The sequence below is a fragment of the Microbulbifer sp. SAOS-129_SWC genome (genome assembly GCF_039696035.1).
In the GTDB taxonomy this organism is placed as follows: domain Bacteria; phylum Pseudomonadota; class Gammaproteobacteria; order Pseudomonadales; family Cellvibrionaceae; genus Microbulbifer.
Genome location: NZ_CP155567.1, coordinates 3,747,991 through 3,761,705, shown reverse-complemented (window position 1 = coordinate 3,761,705; position 13,715 = coordinate 3,747,991). Strand labels below are relative to the sequence as shown.

The following is a 13,715-nucleotide window of genomic DNA, read 5'->3' as shown; positions in this document are numbered from 1 at the left end:
TCTCAAAATTTCTTGCGGCCGATTGCGCGGGCAATGATGTTCAAAATGAGCACGATAATGACCAGTACGAGTGAGGCGGTCCAGGCAAGTTCAATCTGGTTCTCAAACGGCATTCCGGAGAAATTGAATATCAGCACGGACAGTGACGCGGTAGGTTCACTCAAACTCGACAGGTAGTAGTTGCTGAACAGTGCGGTGAACAGCAGCGGGGCGGACTCGCCGGCAGCCCCGGCCACGGCCAGCATGACGCCGGTCATGATACTGGGCAGGGCGGTGGGCAGGGTAATCTTCCACATGACCTGTGTGCGGGTGCAGCCCATGCCAAAGGCGGCATCGGTCATGCGTTTCGGCACCTGGCCCAGCGCTTCCTCGGTGGCGATGATGACGGTTGGCAACATCAGTACTGCCAGACCCACGCCGCCGGCCACGGCGGAGTAGCCGAAGTGCACGACCAGGATCGCGTAGACAAACACCCCGGCCAGAATAGACGGGAAACCGGTGAGGACCTTGGCGATAAAGTGCGCTGCGCGCGCCAGAATACTGCCAGAATCCAGCATCTTGATGGAGACGGCCGTCAGTATTCCCAGCGGTATGGCGATGGCGCTGGCAATCCCGACCATGACCAGGGTGCCGACAATCGCCGGCCCTATACCGCCGCCGGCCTCAAACCCGGCGGGGGGGAGATCCGACAAGACCGACAGGAATTCCGCACTGATCAGGCGCGATCCGCCATTTTTCAGCAGCATCGCCACGATTGAAAACAGCGGGATCGCTGCCAGCAGGGCCAGGGCCCAGGCGCAGGCAGTGAATGCACTGTTGGTCAGTGAGCGGGTTTCAAAGGGTTCTTTCTGGAGATTGAGTCCTTTCCATCCCTCTTTTTTCAGCTGCTTGGGCGTTTTCAGATCTTTCACTTGATGCCCTCGAATTTACGCATCGTCGCCTGTTGAATAAAGAGTCCTCCGAGATTCACCAGGAATGTGATCAGCAACAGCACCAGCGCTGCGTACATCAATGCCTGCGCTTCCACTTTGCCCGCCTCCGGGAAGCTTGAGGCCATCAGCGAGGCCAGGGTGTTTGCCGGAGAAAACCAGGACAGGCTGATCTGGTTACTGTTACCGATGAGCATGGCAAGCGCCATGGTTTCTCCCAGTGCGCGTCCGAAGCCGAGGACCAGCGCGGCCAGCAGTCCGGATGAGGCGGTGGGTATCAGTACTTTGAAGATCGCTTCTGCGCGGGTGGTACCCATGCCGTAAGTGGCTTCCTTCACTTTGGCTGGAATCTGCCGGAAGGCGTCCACCGAGATAGCGGCGACAGTGGGGAGAATCATGATCGCCAGCACCAGTGCTGCTGGCGCCATCCCGGGACCGCTCAGTTCCGTTTCGAAAAACGGGATCCAGCTGAAATATTCGTGCAGCGTGTGGGCGACAGGGCGCAACAGCGGGATCAGAACATAGATGCCCCACAGTCCATACACCACCGAGGGGATTGCGGCGAGGAGCTCAATCATCAGGCGGAACAGGTAGGCAAGGCGATCGTGAATAAAGTTTTCGGTGAGAAAGATGGCCACGGTAATACCCAGTACCCCGCCACCGAGCAGGGCCAGCATCGAGCTGTAGATAGTGCCCCAGATTTCCGGCAGAACAGAAAAGTTCTCTTTGTTGACGTCCCAGGTGGTCCCCGTCAGGAAGTGCAGGCCGTATCGCTCCATCGCCGGCAGCGCCTGCTCGCCAATCATCCACAGAATGAACAGAATTAAAAAGATGATCGACCACGCGCAAACAATGGAAAAGGCGCGAAAGCCCGCGTCGCCATAGAGCTCCAGGTTGGCTGGCGGGCGCGTGATGCCTTTGCCGATTTTGTGGTCAAACAGCGTTTTTTTCATAGCGAAAATCTATCGTACCTAAATAGCAAATGCTCCGGTCCGAATAGTTCGGACCGGAGCACTTATATCTTTTGCAACCAGCCGTAGCAAGAACGGCTGGTCGTTTGTGCGTTACTGGATGAACTTGGCCGCTTCACGTACCTTGGTGCGCACTGCTTGCGGGAGCGGAATGTAGCCGAGGCTGTCCGCCTGTCCCTGAGCCGCGTCGCTCAGCATGTAGTCTACCAGTTTGCGTATGGCGGCCGCCTTCTGCTTGTCCTGCTTGGCGTAGGCCAGCAGCCAGGTGAAGCTGGCGATCGGGTAGGCATCGGCGCCGCTGGGGTCGGAGGCCCAGGCGATCAGGTTCGGTACCTGGCTTCCGGGCAGGGTGCCGGCCGGAAACTCGACGCTGGCCAGTGCAGCAGCACCGGATTCGGGTCCCGGAGCAACAAACTTGCCGGACTTGTTTTGCAGTTCTGCCACCGGCAGGCCGGTCAGTTTGGCATAACCGTATTCAACGTAGCCGATAGCGCCCGGGTTCTGCTTGATCTGCGCGGCGACACCGTCGTTTTTCGGTGCTTTGACGAAGTTGGCAGACGTGGGCCAGTTGGGTGACTTGGCGTGGCCGACAGAGGAGGCAAACTCCGGGTTGATGGCGCTCAGGTGACCGGTAAATACGAAAGAGGTACCGGAGGAATCGGAGCGGGCGACGACAGTAATCTTTTCGTCCGGCAGGTTGACACCCGGGTTGGCGGCCGCAATTTTGGGGTCGTTCCAGCGGGTGATCTTGCCCATGAAGATCTGCGGGTAGACATCGCGCGGCAGCTTCAGGGTATCAACGCCATCCAGGTGATAGGCCAGTACCACTTCGCCGGCAGTCATCGGCAGCAGCACGGCGCCCTGCTTGACCTGGGCGATTTCCTTCTCTTTCATCGCGGCATCGGAAGCGGCGAAATCCACCACACCGTTGATAAAGTCCTGAATACCGGCGCCGCTGCCCTTGGCCTGGTAGTCCACGCGGATATTGCTTTCCTCACGCGAAAAGTCCTTGAACCACTTGGAGTAGATGGGGAAGGGGAAGCTGGCACCTGAGCCGTTCAGTTTCACTGCACTGGTGGTGGCGCTGGCATCTTCGGGTTGGGCAGATCCTGGCGCTTCTTTAGAGCATGCAGTAATCATCAGCGCCGTTGCGCATGTCGCAGCGAAAGTGATCAAGCTGCGCGCGGTCTTGCTAGAGTACATCTGCTTTCCAATCATGATTGACCTCGTTAGGAAACAGGTATTTGAGTGGATAAAGGCAATCCTGGCCGTTTACGTAACGCCGCAGACCACCGTTGACCGGTGCAACTGGCTCAACACAGGTGCTTGTCGAGCGCAGTCTATAGACAATAAGTAGGTATTGCGCCGGTAAAGTGAAGCATAACTATGACAGTTTTGTGACAGTTCTCGTCCCTCTTCACTTGACGGCGGATGATGCTACATGAAGGTTGCAAAAATGTTACATGCTGCAACAAAGTGCCGGTCAATTTTTGATCGGAACCCGCCGGTCGCGGGGGATGTGTCTGCTATATATGGGAGGTTCAGGGGGATTCTGACCGAATCCCGCGTCAACAGTCTTCCTGAAAGGCGGGGGGACACTGTTCCGGGGTGACCGCATGGACAAAAAAGCCGGGTTTACGCGCAGCAAAAAGTGGCCGTTCGCACTGCTGTTTGCGCTGACACTGGTTCTGGCTGCGCTGGCAGTGCACTTTTACGCGGGGTTTGACTCCAGTCGCGAGGAGCAGAGTTATACCGGGCCGGTGCGGGTCCTGGGTTCGGGTGCCAGTTTTCCCGCGCCGCTGTATCAGCGCTGGTTTCGCGATATCTACCGCGAAGAGAGCGACATCCAGGTGGACTACCAGAGTATCGGCAGTGGCGCCGGCATTGCCAATTTTCTGGCAGGGCGCACGGATTTTGCCGGTTCGGATTACCCGCTTTCGGAATCGGAAGCCGCGAAGGTGGAGGGCGGTGTTATCCAGTTGCCAATGGCGGCCGGCGCGATTGTGTTCGTCTACAACCTGCCGGGTATCCAGCGGCTCAACCTGTCGCGCGGCGTGTTGGCGGATATCGCCAGCGGCAAAATCCAGAATTGGAATGATCCGAGAATCCGCGAGAGCAATCCGAAAGCGGCGCTGCCCGATTTGAAACTGACCCTGGTTGCCCGCGCCGAAGCCAGCGGCACAAGCTTTCATATGAGCAGCCACATTGCGGCATACAGCAAAACGTTCAGGACCCAGGTGGGAGCCAGCAAGTCGCCGAACTGGCCTCAGGCCCTCAAGAATCGCGGTGCGCTTATTCTGGCGCGGGGCAACTTCGGTGTCGCCAGTATGGTGGCGTCTGTGCCCGGAGCTCTCGGTTATGTGCAGTTTTCGTACGCCAAGCTGCCAAACCTGCAAATGGCGGCGCTGGAAAACCGTGCGGGGAATATGATTTATCCGTCGATGGCATCATTTCGGGCGGCAGTCGCCAGCGTGCAGGATCATTTAGCGCTGGAGGAGATCGCTGACCCGGAAGGCGGCGACGTTTATCCGCTGATCAGCTTGTCCTGGTTGATCATGCGGCGTAAATACAATGACCCGGATGTCCTTGCGGTCATGAAGGCGATCGTGCGCTACGGGCTCACCAGGGGGCAGGAATCAGAGGCGGCGATGGGGTATATCCCGTTCCCCAGATCGAGCCGCAAAAAAATAATCGAATACTTCGACAAACACGGCGGTAGCGGCTCGTAACGATGGCGGGGCCCGACAGGAACCGCGCGGGGCACGCTATGGTGCACTCTGCTCTCTCAGCAACTCCAGGAAGGTATCGACGATGCCCGCAGTGCGGCGGTCGCGCGCTGCTATCCACGACAGGTTGCGCACCAGTTGCAGCGGTGTGTCCAGCTCCACGAGCTGGCCGGTGGCAACTTCATCGGCAATCGCCAGGGCCGACAGGCAACCGATTCCCAATCCCGCCAGTACCGACTGCTTGATCGCCTCCTGGCGCGGCAGCGCGAGCGCGATCACCGGCGCAATCGCGGTTGCCTGCATGGCACTGTCGAAAACCTGTCGCGTGCCCGAGCCGGGTTCCCGCACAATCCAGCGCTGCGCGCCGAGGCCTTCGAGGTCGAGCTGCCGGTGTGGCGCCAGCGGGTGATCGGCAGCGCAGAAGACGCTTAAGCGGTCTTTGCGCCACAGGCCTATCTCCAGCTCTGCGTGTGTCGCTGGTCCCTCGATAATGCCCAGCTGTGCGCGGCCCTTTTCCAGCATCGCCAGAATCTCGCCGCTGTTACCGATACTGATGCGTGGCACCACCCGGGGGTGGCGGCGGCAGAATTCCGCCATCAGGTGTGGCAGCAGGTAGCAGCCCACGGTGACACTGGCGGCAACATGGAAGTCGCCGCCGATCACCTCCTGTTGCGGCGATTCCAGGCCGTCGACCAGCGCCAGTATCTCCCGTACCCGCGGCATTATCTGCCGTCCGGCTTCACTCGGCTCCAGGTGGCGCCCGATGCGCAGGAACAGCCGGTAGCCAAGGGTGCGCTCCAGCTCGCGGATCGACTGGCTGGCGGCAGACTGGCTGATTGCCTGCTCGTCCGCGGCATCCGTCAGCCGGCCCAGACGGCTAGTGGCTTCCAGCAGTCGCAGTTGGCGCAGATTGATATTCATCGGTTTTGCTTAACTCTCATATAAGAAAGTTCCATTTTAATTATGATTGTTCACTGTTTACAGTCCGTGCCCATGATTGGGCGGCGGGATGTGAACCGATGTGGATTCGATTGTTAGCGATTGCCGGCGGCGCCATGGTGCTGGCGCAGCTTCCGCAACTGGCGGGTGTCGGCTTGTCGGCGCTGCCGCTGGCAATACTGCTGGGGCTGATTTACGGAAACCTGTCGCAACGGCCTGCGCAGGCAGCGGCGCAGGCGCCAATCCTCTGGTGTCAGCGCCATGCACTGCGCGCGGGAATCGTACTGTTCGGGTTCAACCTCAGTTTCCAGCAGATAGCGGCGCTGGGCTGGCAGGTGGTTGCCATCGACCTGCTGGTCATTGGCACGGTGCTCGCAGTGGGCATCTTTGTCGGCGAGCGACTGTTGGGATTGTCGCGCGAGCTGGCAGTACTGACCTCGGTGGGCAGTGCGGTATGCGGCGCCGCCGCCATCCTCGCCACAGAACCGGTAACGCGGGCGCGACAGCAGGACGTCGCCGTCGCGGTGGCCACCGTGGTGCTGTTTGGCACCCTGGCGATGTTCAGCTATCCGCTGATCTACACCGCCGCCGGCCTGCCGCCATCGGCGTTCGGGGTTTACATCGGCAGTACCGTACACGAAGTGGCACAGGCGGTGGCGGCGGGGCAGTCGATTGATGCAACGGCGATGCGCAGTGCCGTGGTGGCCAAGCTGCTGCGGGTGATGCTGCTGGCGCCGGTGGTGTTGGTGCTCGGCGCGCTGCTGTTCCGCAGGCGCGATACCGCCGCGAATGGCGGCGCTGGTGTGGCGGTGCCCTGGTTCGTGTTCGGCTTTATCGCTGCGGCCGGGATCAACAGCGCAATCGCCCTGCCGGATTTTCTGCTCGGCGGGATGCGGCTGGCTGCGCAGTTGCTGCTGGCACTGGGGATGGCGGCGCTGGGGATAAAGACGCACTGGCGCAGCATTCGCCGCGCCGGCGTCAGGCCATTGCTACTGTCGGCGCTGCTGTTTGTCCTGTTATTGGGCGGCGGTTTGCTGCTGAACGCGGGGTTTTACCACTGAGTGAAGGCTGATCCCGGATAGCCCGCGGCGCTGCTGAATTCAGAAATGCATACTCCACCCCAGGGAGGCCGTCTGCACGTCGAAGCTGCTGCGGAACTTGTCACTGCCCACATCGCTGAAGCTCTCCCACTCGGCGCGCAGGGTCCAGCTGTTGTGGTAGCGGTAGCTGATGCCGGCGCCGTAGCCCCATTGAAAACCGCTGTCGTTGTCGGCGGCCTTGCCGTTGACCGACACCAGAACTTCGTTAACGGTGCCGTCCTGCTGCAGGTACCTGGCGTACAGCTGGCCGGACTGCCGTTCGGTAAATTCCGCCAGCCAGATACCGCCGCCGGCCTTGCCAAACAGGCTGAAGCCGCTGCCGAGCGGCCAGTGGCCGACGACAAACGCATTGGCGAGGCGGGTTTTGATTTCGTCCTGCGCGCGAATGTAGTCGTCGCGGTCGCCGTTAACGCGGAAATCCAGACTGGATGTTGGCAGCTGCTGGTAACTGAGCTCTACCGCCAGCAGCGGCGACCAGCGCCAGCCGCCGTAGACCTTCCAGCCATCGCCGCCGCTGCTGCAGGTGCTATTACTGGCGCTGATACCCTGCACGAACGCCTCGGCACCGCTGCAGAACCCCTGCAGCGTAGCGTCGCTGATACTGACACCGGCGTAGCGGTGGGAATAGAAATCGGCCTGTGCCTGTGTGCACAGGGTGAGAAGGGGTACCGCTAGCAGAAAGAGGGGCCTCGCCATGGCGTTACCTGCTGGGTTGTGGATTGTTCGTTATTGTTTACCGCAAACCTGTCTGTGTCGTCGGGCACACCGCCAGATTGTTCCGGTGCGCACGGCACATCCTGCGCCGGGATGCTTTTAGAGATCGAACTCTGCGCGCAGCGCCGCCAGCTTCTGCGCATTCGCTGCCTTGCTCAGCGGTTTGCCCGGGTTTTCCTCCAGCTTCAGCTGCTGCGGCGCGGCCAGCTTCTCACCTTCCAGCACCCGCGCGCACAACTTGCGATAGTGTTCGGCAAACACCGGGAAGGCCACCGACTCTGAATTATTCGCCAGGAAGAACCAATTGGATTCTCGCCCGGCGTGATAGACCACCGGGTGGCTCCAGTTGAAGTTGGCCTTGGGGCTGGTGGCGTTGCAGGCCTCGCGGTAGGCGGTACGCGCGTCCGGCAGGCCATTGTCGCCGGCGGCGCACAGGGTCAGCATCTTGTGCACCGTGGGCAGGTATTCGCTCTGGCGGATGGCACGCTTGGCGCCGGCGACGATTTCCGCCGGGGAAAACGCGCTCAGGGATTCAAGCCACAGGCGCTTGGCGTGGTTCAGGGTCTCGGTATCGGAAAACGCCGCGTTGAACTGGTTGTGGTAGCTGAGCTTGAGCAGGCCAAAGACTTCATTGAGCGCGCGCTTGCGTTCATTGAGCTGCTCATCGGCGCTGTGATTACCAGTCTGTGTCTGTGACGATGTCGAGGACGGATCGGTCCCTTGTCCTCTGGTTGTCGTGGCGCTGGTTGTCGGTGTGTTGCGTACCATTGGATTGTCCTATTGCCAGCTTGTTGCGCGCGGCCCACTGGTGGCGCGCGTGACGCACGAAAACGGCGTCCCAGCTCTTGCGCGCGGCGTTCTGGCCGCGCCAGTAAATGATGAATTCCGGCACCAGGGAGAGGGCGAAATCCCGCTCTATTTCACACTGATTGACCAGGTGGCTCAAGCAGTCGCCGCCGGGCTGCCAGTGGCGCGAGATGGGCTTGGCCACCGGGTTCTTCTCGATGCCCTGGCAGTAGTAGGCCCATTCCTCGCGCGCGTACTCGATAAACTGTTCGCCCCAGCGCGCGCTGTGGCCGCCGCGCTCGAGCCATTTGTAGATAAATTCCGGCAGTAGCTCGGCGGCAAAGTTGGGGTTGATTGCCAGGCGCCGGAGCTGTTCCCAGGTGTGCTCGCTGGGCTGCCAGTCGCGGGTCATCGCCTGCGGTTTGCGCTTTTCGATAAACGGCGTGTCCTGCTTCTCCCAGTCTTCCATGATCCAGTCGTTGAATTCCAGATCCCAGGAGATGGACTGCTTGCCGCTGGAGCGGTGGTAGTCGACAAAGCGCTGCAGGCCGCGCTGCACGAAGGTGCTGGGCACGCCCTCGTCGGCGAGCTTGCTCAGCGTATCGGCGCCCGGGCGCCAGTCCTGCGGCAGCGGCTGCTTGCGCTGCGCGGTGGCGCGGTAGGCCTCCCACTTGCTCTTGACCTGTTTCAGGAACAGCGCGCCGAACGAGTGGCGCGGCTCGCCGCGCTCGCGCCAGTAGGTCACGAACTCCGGCAGCTGCTCGCGCACAAAGTGCTCGGGCACGCCCAGCTGGGCAATGCGCGCCATGGTCTCGGCGTCCGGCTGCCAGCCGGGACCGATGGTGTTGGCGCTGCGGCTGGCGGGCAGTTGCGCCGCCGGCTGCTGCGGCGCGCGACCCTGGGCGGCGGCCTGCGGCCGGGTGTGTTCACCGGGCAGGGCGAACTTGAGCAGTTCGCTGCTGCCGTAAGGCGCCGCACCGAGCAGCAGGGCGCCCTGGTTGCGCAGGCTGGTGGCCACCCGCTGGATATCCGCCGGTTGCCAGAAGGGCAGCAGTTGCTGCAGCTGCTCGCCGTCGGCGGTATACCAGTCGCGCCCGGGGTGCTGTTCCACCGTCAGGAAGGGCGTCAGGTCGCCCAGGGCCGTGAGCAGCACTGCTTCCTCCAGGCCGAGGGTGGCGGCCAGAGTGGGAGAGATACACAGGGGTCTTTCTGGTAGCAGGGGGTGCTTCATGGCGCGATTCTATCACTCCCGCGCCAGCCTTGTGCAGGCAAGGTGCGGAGTGACTGAACGTTCGTGAGTATTCGCTAAGCTGTAAGAAGTACTCACTCCACAGAGGCGGCAGGTGACGATGCAGTCCTTCCTGGAAACCTGGCACCAGGCGGCGGTGACCACCCTGGGGCTCTTCTGGATGGCCTTCTGGGCCTTTGCGCTCGGTTACCTGGTCAGCAGCATGATCCAGGTGTTTGTGACCCGCGAGCGCATGCGCGCGAGCATGGGCGAGGCGGGGGCGAAGAGCATCGGCCTGGCCACCTTCTTCGGCTTTATCTCCAGCTCCTGTTCTTTCGCCGCGCTGGCCACCACCCGTGCGCTGTTTGCCAAGGGGGCGGGGCTGGTGCCGGCACTGGCATTCCTGCTGGCGTCCACCAACCTGGTGATCGAGCTGGGCATCGTGATCGGCGTGTTCCTCGGCTGGCAGTTTGTGGTCGGCGAGTATCTCGGCGGGGTGCTGTTGATCCTGCTGATGTGGCTGCTGGTGCGCCTTACCTATCCGAAGAAGACCGTTGAGCGGGCGCGCGAGCGCGCGCGGGAGGCCGAAGATACTGAAAGTGACGGCGAGATCCCGGACTGGAAGCAGCTGATCCGCTCCCGCGCCGGCTGGCGCAAGGTGGCCGAGCGCTTCGTGATGGAGTGGAAGATGGTGTGGAAGGACGTGACCATCGGTTTCACCGTGGCCGGGATTATCGCCGCCTTCGTGCCGCGGGAATTCTTCCAGGCGCTGTTCGTCGGCTCCGGCGAAGCCGATCCGTCTTTCTGGCAGGTACTGGTGCAGTGCCTGGTGGGACCGGTGGCGGCGTTTTTTACCTTTATCGGCTCGATGGGCAATATCCCGCTGGCGGCGGTGCTGTTTGGCAACGGCGTGGCCTTCGCCGGCATCCTGGCATTTATGTTCAGCGATCTGGTGGTGCTGCCGGTGTTGCGCATTCAGGCGCGCTACTACGGCTGGAAGATGGCGCTGTATATCGCCGCGGTATTCCTGTGCATCCTCGTCGCCAGCGCATTGCTGCTGCACTACGGTTTTGCCGCGCTGGACCTGTTGCCGGATGCCAGTGCCGCCGAGCAGATTACCGAGCGGCACTACTTCAAGGTGGATTACACCCTGTTTTTGAATCTGGCTTTCCTGCTGGTGTCGCTGGGCATGTTCGCCTGGCGGGTCAAAAGCAAGGGGCTGCCACCGCTCAATACCGACTCCGTGAGTGAGCGCCTACTGCTGCTGTTGGCCCTGCTGGCGCTGGGTTGGCTGATAATCGGTGCGCTGCTGCCGGTGTGAGTGCCCGATCCGGAAGCTTATCCACAGGCCTTAAGCGCTTGCCTTGAACTCTTGCCTCGACCCTCTTGCCTTGACCCCGGGGGAAGCTTTTACTCTTGGCGCCATCCTAATAGGAAGACGGAGAATCCGATGGCTGAACACGCGAAACATGAGCCGCACCACGACGGCGGTCCGCTGCACCGCTTCCAGCTGGAAGGGGTTTCGTGCGCGGGCTGTGTGCGCAAGATCGAGAGTGCGCTGCAGACTGTGCCCGGTGTCGAGGAGGCGCGGGTCAACCTGGGCGACCGCACGCTGGCGGTACAGGGTGAGGTGAGCGCCGCCGACTGTGTGGCGGCGGTAGAGGGCGCCGGTTACGGCGCCGAAGAGATCCGCGCCAGCGAACGCGAACTGCGCGAACAGCAGCGCGCCGAAGAACAACACCATTACCGCCAGTTGCTGTGGCGTGCGGGCCTGGCGCTGGGCCTCGGCGTGCCGCTGATGGCCTGGGGCCTGATCACCGGGGAGATGATGGTAGATTCCCCGATGCAGCAGCTGGTCTGGGGCGCTGTGGGCCTGCTGGCGCTGGCGGTGCTGATCTTTTGTGGCGGTCATTTTTTCAGTGGTGCGCTGCGCGCCTTCCGCCACCACAACGCCAATATGGACACGCTGATTGCGTTGGGCACCGGCACCGCCTGGGGCTTCTCGATGCTGGTGGTGGCACTACCCCAGTTGGTACCGGAGGCCGCGCGCCACGTCTATTTCGAGGCCAGCGCGATGATCATCGGTCTGATCAACCTGGGCCAGGCACTGGAGGTACGCGCCCGCGGCCGCACCAGTGCGGCGGTGGAAAAGCTGCTGGAACTGCAGGACCCCACCGCACGTGTGCTGCGCGACGGCAGCGAGGTGGATGTGCCACTGGAGCAGGTACAGGTGGGCGACCGCCTGCGCGTACGCCCCGGTGAGAAGGTCCCGGTGGACGGCCGCGTGCTCGAGGGCCGCAGCCTGGTGGATGAATCCATGCTCACCGGCGAGCCGGTGCCGGTTCAAAAAGCCGAGGGCGATGCGCTGTCTGCCGGCACCCTGAACAAGAACGGCAGCCTGTTGTTCGAGGCGGAAAAGGTCGGTGCCGAGACACGCCTGTCGCAGATTATCGAGATGGTCAAGAACGCGCAGAGTTCGCGCGTGCCGATCGCGCGGCTGGCGGACCGTATCGCCGCGATTTTCGTGCCTACGGTAATGATCATCGCGATTGTCGCCGCGCTGGTGTGGTTCAACTGGGGGCCGGACCCGCGCGCGGTGCACACGCTGGTGGTGTTGACGTCGGTACTGATCATCGCCTGCCCCTGCGCACTGGGCCTGGCCACGCCCATGTCGGTGATGGTCGGCGTTGGCAAGGGCGCCGAGTACGGCGTGCTGGTGCGCAACGGCAAGGCGCTGCAACAGGCCAGCGACCTGACCACCCTGGTGGTGGACAAGACCGGCACCCTGACCGAGGGCGCGCCGAAACTGACGGACATTGAAACCCACGGCGACAGCGACGTGCTGCTGGCGCTACTGGCGAGCCTGGAACAGGGCTCCGAGCACCCGCTGGCGGAGGCGGTAGTCGCGGCGGCGCGGGACAAAAAATTGCAACTCAAATCCGCCGACGATTTCGAGGCGATCACCGCCCACGGTGTGCGCGGTACTGTCGATGGCAAAACCGTACTGCTCGGCAATCGCAAATTGATGCAGCGGGAAAAAATCGACAGCGATGCCTGGCACGAGCGCGCGGAGCAGTTGGCCGACCTGGGGCGCACCGCCATGTATGCAGCGGTGGACGGCGAGGCCGCCGGCCTGATCGCCGTGGCCGACCCGATTCGCGACGACGCCAAGGCGGCCATTGCGCGCCTGCTGCAACTGGGCCTGCGGGTGGAAATGCTCACCGGCGACAGCAGTGCCACGGCGGAGGCGGTGGCGCAGCAGCTGGGTATCGATCGGGTACACGCCGACCTGCTACCGGAGGATAAGGAAAAGATCGTCGGCGAATTGCAGGGCAAGCACGAACTGGTGGGCATGGCCGGCGATGGCATCAACGATGCGCCGGCGCTGGCGAAGGCCGATGTGGGATTTGCCATCGGCGCCGGCACCGATGTGGCCATCGAGACCGCGGATGTGACGCTGATGCGCTCGTCGCTGCACGGTGTGGCCGATGCGATCGAACTGTCGCGGGCGACGCTGCGCAATATCAAGCAGAACCTGTTCGGTGCCTTCGTTTACAACAGCCTCGGCATTCCGATTGCCGCGGGTGTCCTGTATCCGTTTACCGGTGCGCTGCTGAGTCCGGTGATCGCCGGTGCGGCGATGGCATTTTCCTCGGTCACCGTGGTGACCAATGCCAACCGGCTGCGCTTTTTCAAGCCGACTGAAGAGGGGGAGAAATAATGCTGACGCTACTGGTCAATGTCATCGGCCTGCTGCTGATCGCGGCGATTGTGTGGTGGTTCTGGCTCGGACCCAAGCGCCACACCGCGGAATCTGTCAGCGGTTCGGAAAAACTGCAGATACTGGTCAAGGATGGCGTCTACGAGCCGGACCGTATCCGCCTGCCGGCGGGCGAGGAAGCCACGCTGCATTTCCGCCGCGAGGACGCCAGTCCCTGTGCCGAATATGTGCTGTTCCCGGATCTGGAAGTGAGTGCACAGCTGGCGGTGAATCGCGATACCGAAGTGCATATCCCCGCAGCGGAGCCGGGCGAGTATCCGTTTACCTGCCAGATGCAGATGTATCGCGGCACGCTGGTGGTGGAATAGGCGGGGTCGTAGATATCCAACAGGTAAGTGAAAAATACTTATTCAGTTGCCCGCGAGTCAGTTAGTCGTTTGGGTGGCGGTACTGCTGCCGGGTGCAAGCTTGTGAGACACGCCGTGAACCCATCCATGGGGGCTCTGCACCGCCATCCATGGCGGTGAAGGTCTCACAAGCTTGCCCCCGGCAGCAGTACCTTCGCGGAAACCATGTCGATCTGATAGGCATTGGGTTGGGC

General features: G+C 62.0%; 12 protein-coding genes. 5 read left to right on the top strand and 7 right to left on the bottom strand.

The window, feature by feature from the left end; all coding sequences use genetic code 11:
* Window positions 1–2: 2 nt before the first annotated feature.
* From pstA to pstS (ABDK11_RS16195), 3 genes are all read right to left on the bottom strand, one after another.
* Window positions 3–911 (bottom strand): phosphate ABC transporter permease PstA, encoded by a 909-nt coding sequence (gene pstA, locus ABDK11_RS16205; RefSeq protein WP_346837557.1) that lies wholly within the window; start codon window positions 909–911, stop codon window positions 3–5.
* The gene (pstC, locus tag ABDK11_RS16200; RefSeq protein WP_346837556.1) at window positions 908–1,882 is read right to left on the bottom strand and encodes a phosphate ABC transporter permease subunit PstC; all 975 of its coding nucleotides are present in this window, start codon (window positions 1,880–1,882) and stop codon (window positions 908–910) included. The genes pstA and pstC overlap by 4 nt, the downstream gene beginning before the upstream one ends.
* Before the next feature lie 111 nt (window positions 1,883–1,993).
* Window positions 1,994–3,040 (bottom strand): phosphate ABC transporter substrate-binding protein PstS, encoded by a 1,047-nt coding sequence (gene pstS, locus ABDK11_RS16195; RefSeq protein WP_346837555.1) that lies wholly within the window; start codon window positions 3,038–3,040, stop codon window positions 1,994–1,996.
* A gap of 476 nt (window positions 3,041–3,516) precedes the next feature.
* On the opposite strand from pstS (ABDK11_RS16195), the gene pstS (ABDK11_RS16190) reads away from it, so the two are divergent.
* The gene (gene pstS, locus ABDK11_RS16190; RefSeq protein WP_346837554.1) at window positions 3,517–4,629 is read left to right on the top strand and encodes a phosphate ABC transporter substrate-binding protein PstS; all 1,113 of its coding nucleotides are present in this window, start codon (window positions 3,517–3,519) and stop codon (window positions 4,627–4,629) included.
* A gap of 36 nt (window positions 4,630–4,665) precedes the next feature.
* Here the strand turns inward: pstS (ABDK11_RS16190) and ABDK11_RS16185 are convergent, their stop codons facing one another.
* Window positions 4,666–5,547: a LysR family transcriptional regulator gene (locus tag ABDK11_RS16185; protein WP_346837553.1), complete on the bottom strand. Its 882-nt coding sequence runs from the start codon at window positions 5,545–5,547 to the stop codon at window positions 4,666–4,668.
* A gap of 98 nt (window positions 5,548–5,645) precedes the next feature.
* Here ABDK11_RS16185 and ABDK11_RS16180 point away from each other — a divergent pair, with 98 nt between their 5' ends.
* Window positions 5,646–6,626 carry a putative sulfate exporter family transporter gene (locus ABDK11_RS16180; RefSeq protein WP_346837552.1) on the top strand — a complete coding sequence of 327 codons (981 nt, stop codon included), beginning with the start codon at window positions 5,646–5,648 and terminating at the stop codon, window positions 6,624–6,626.
* A 39-nt stretch (window positions 6,627–6,665) separates the two neighbouring features.
* Here the strand turns inward: ABDK11_RS16180 and ABDK11_RS16175 are convergent, their stop codons facing one another.
* The 3 genes from ABDK11_RS16175 to ABDK11_RS16165 all read right to left on the bottom strand — a co-directional run bounded on the left by ABDK11_RS16175 (window position 6,666) and on the right by ABDK11_RS16165 (window position 9,396).
* The gene (locus ABDK11_RS16175; protein WP_346837551.1) at window positions 6,666–7,361 is read right to left on the bottom strand and encodes an outer membrane beta-barrel protein; all 696 of its coding nucleotides are present in this window, start codon (window positions 7,359–7,361) and stop codon (window positions 6,666–6,668) included.
* A 117-nt stretch (window positions 7,362–7,478) separates the two neighbouring features.
* A complete protein-coding gene (locus ABDK11_RS16170; protein WP_346837550.1) occupies window positions 7,479–8,147 on the bottom strand; it encodes a replication protein P in 669 nt (222 codons plus the stop codon).
* On the bottom strand, window positions 8,056–9,396 hold the full coding sequence (locus ABDK11_RS16165; protein ID WP_346837549.1) for a DnaT-like ssDNA-binding domain-containing protein: 1,341 nt from the start codon (window positions 9,394–9,396) through the stop codon (window positions 8,056–8,058). The genes ABDK11_RS16170 and ABDK11_RS16165 overlap by 92 nt, the downstream gene beginning before the upstream one ends.
* Before the next feature lie 118 nt (window positions 9,397–9,514).
* Between ABDK11_RS16165 and ABDK11_RS16160 the strand changes: the two genes are divergently transcribed.
* The 3 genes from ABDK11_RS16160 to ABDK11_RS16150 all read left to right on the top strand — a co-directional run bounded on the left by ABDK11_RS16160 (window position 9,515) and on the right by ABDK11_RS16150 (window position 13,482).
* Window positions 9,515–10,714: a permease gene (locus ABDK11_RS16160; protein ID WP_346840212.1), complete on the top strand. Its 1,200-nt coding sequence runs from the start codon at window positions 9,515–9,517 to the stop codon at window positions 10,712–10,714.
* A gap of 129 nt (window positions 10,715–10,843) precedes the next feature.
* The gene (locus ABDK11_RS16155; protein WP_346837548.1) at window positions 10,844–13,114 is read left to right on the top strand and encodes a heavy metal translocating P-type ATPase; all 2,271 of its coding nucleotides are present in this window, start codon (window positions 10,844–10,846) and stop codon (window positions 13,112–13,114) included.
* On the top strand, window positions 13,114–13,482 hold the full coding sequence (locus ABDK11_RS16150) for a cupredoxin domain-containing protein (protein ID WP_346837547.1): 369 nt from the start codon (window positions 13,114–13,116) through the stop codon (window positions 13,480–13,482). Before ABDK11_RS16155 ends, ABDK11_RS16150 begins: the two co-directional genes overlap by 1 nt.
* Window positions 13,483–13,715: the final 233 nt, after the last annotated feature.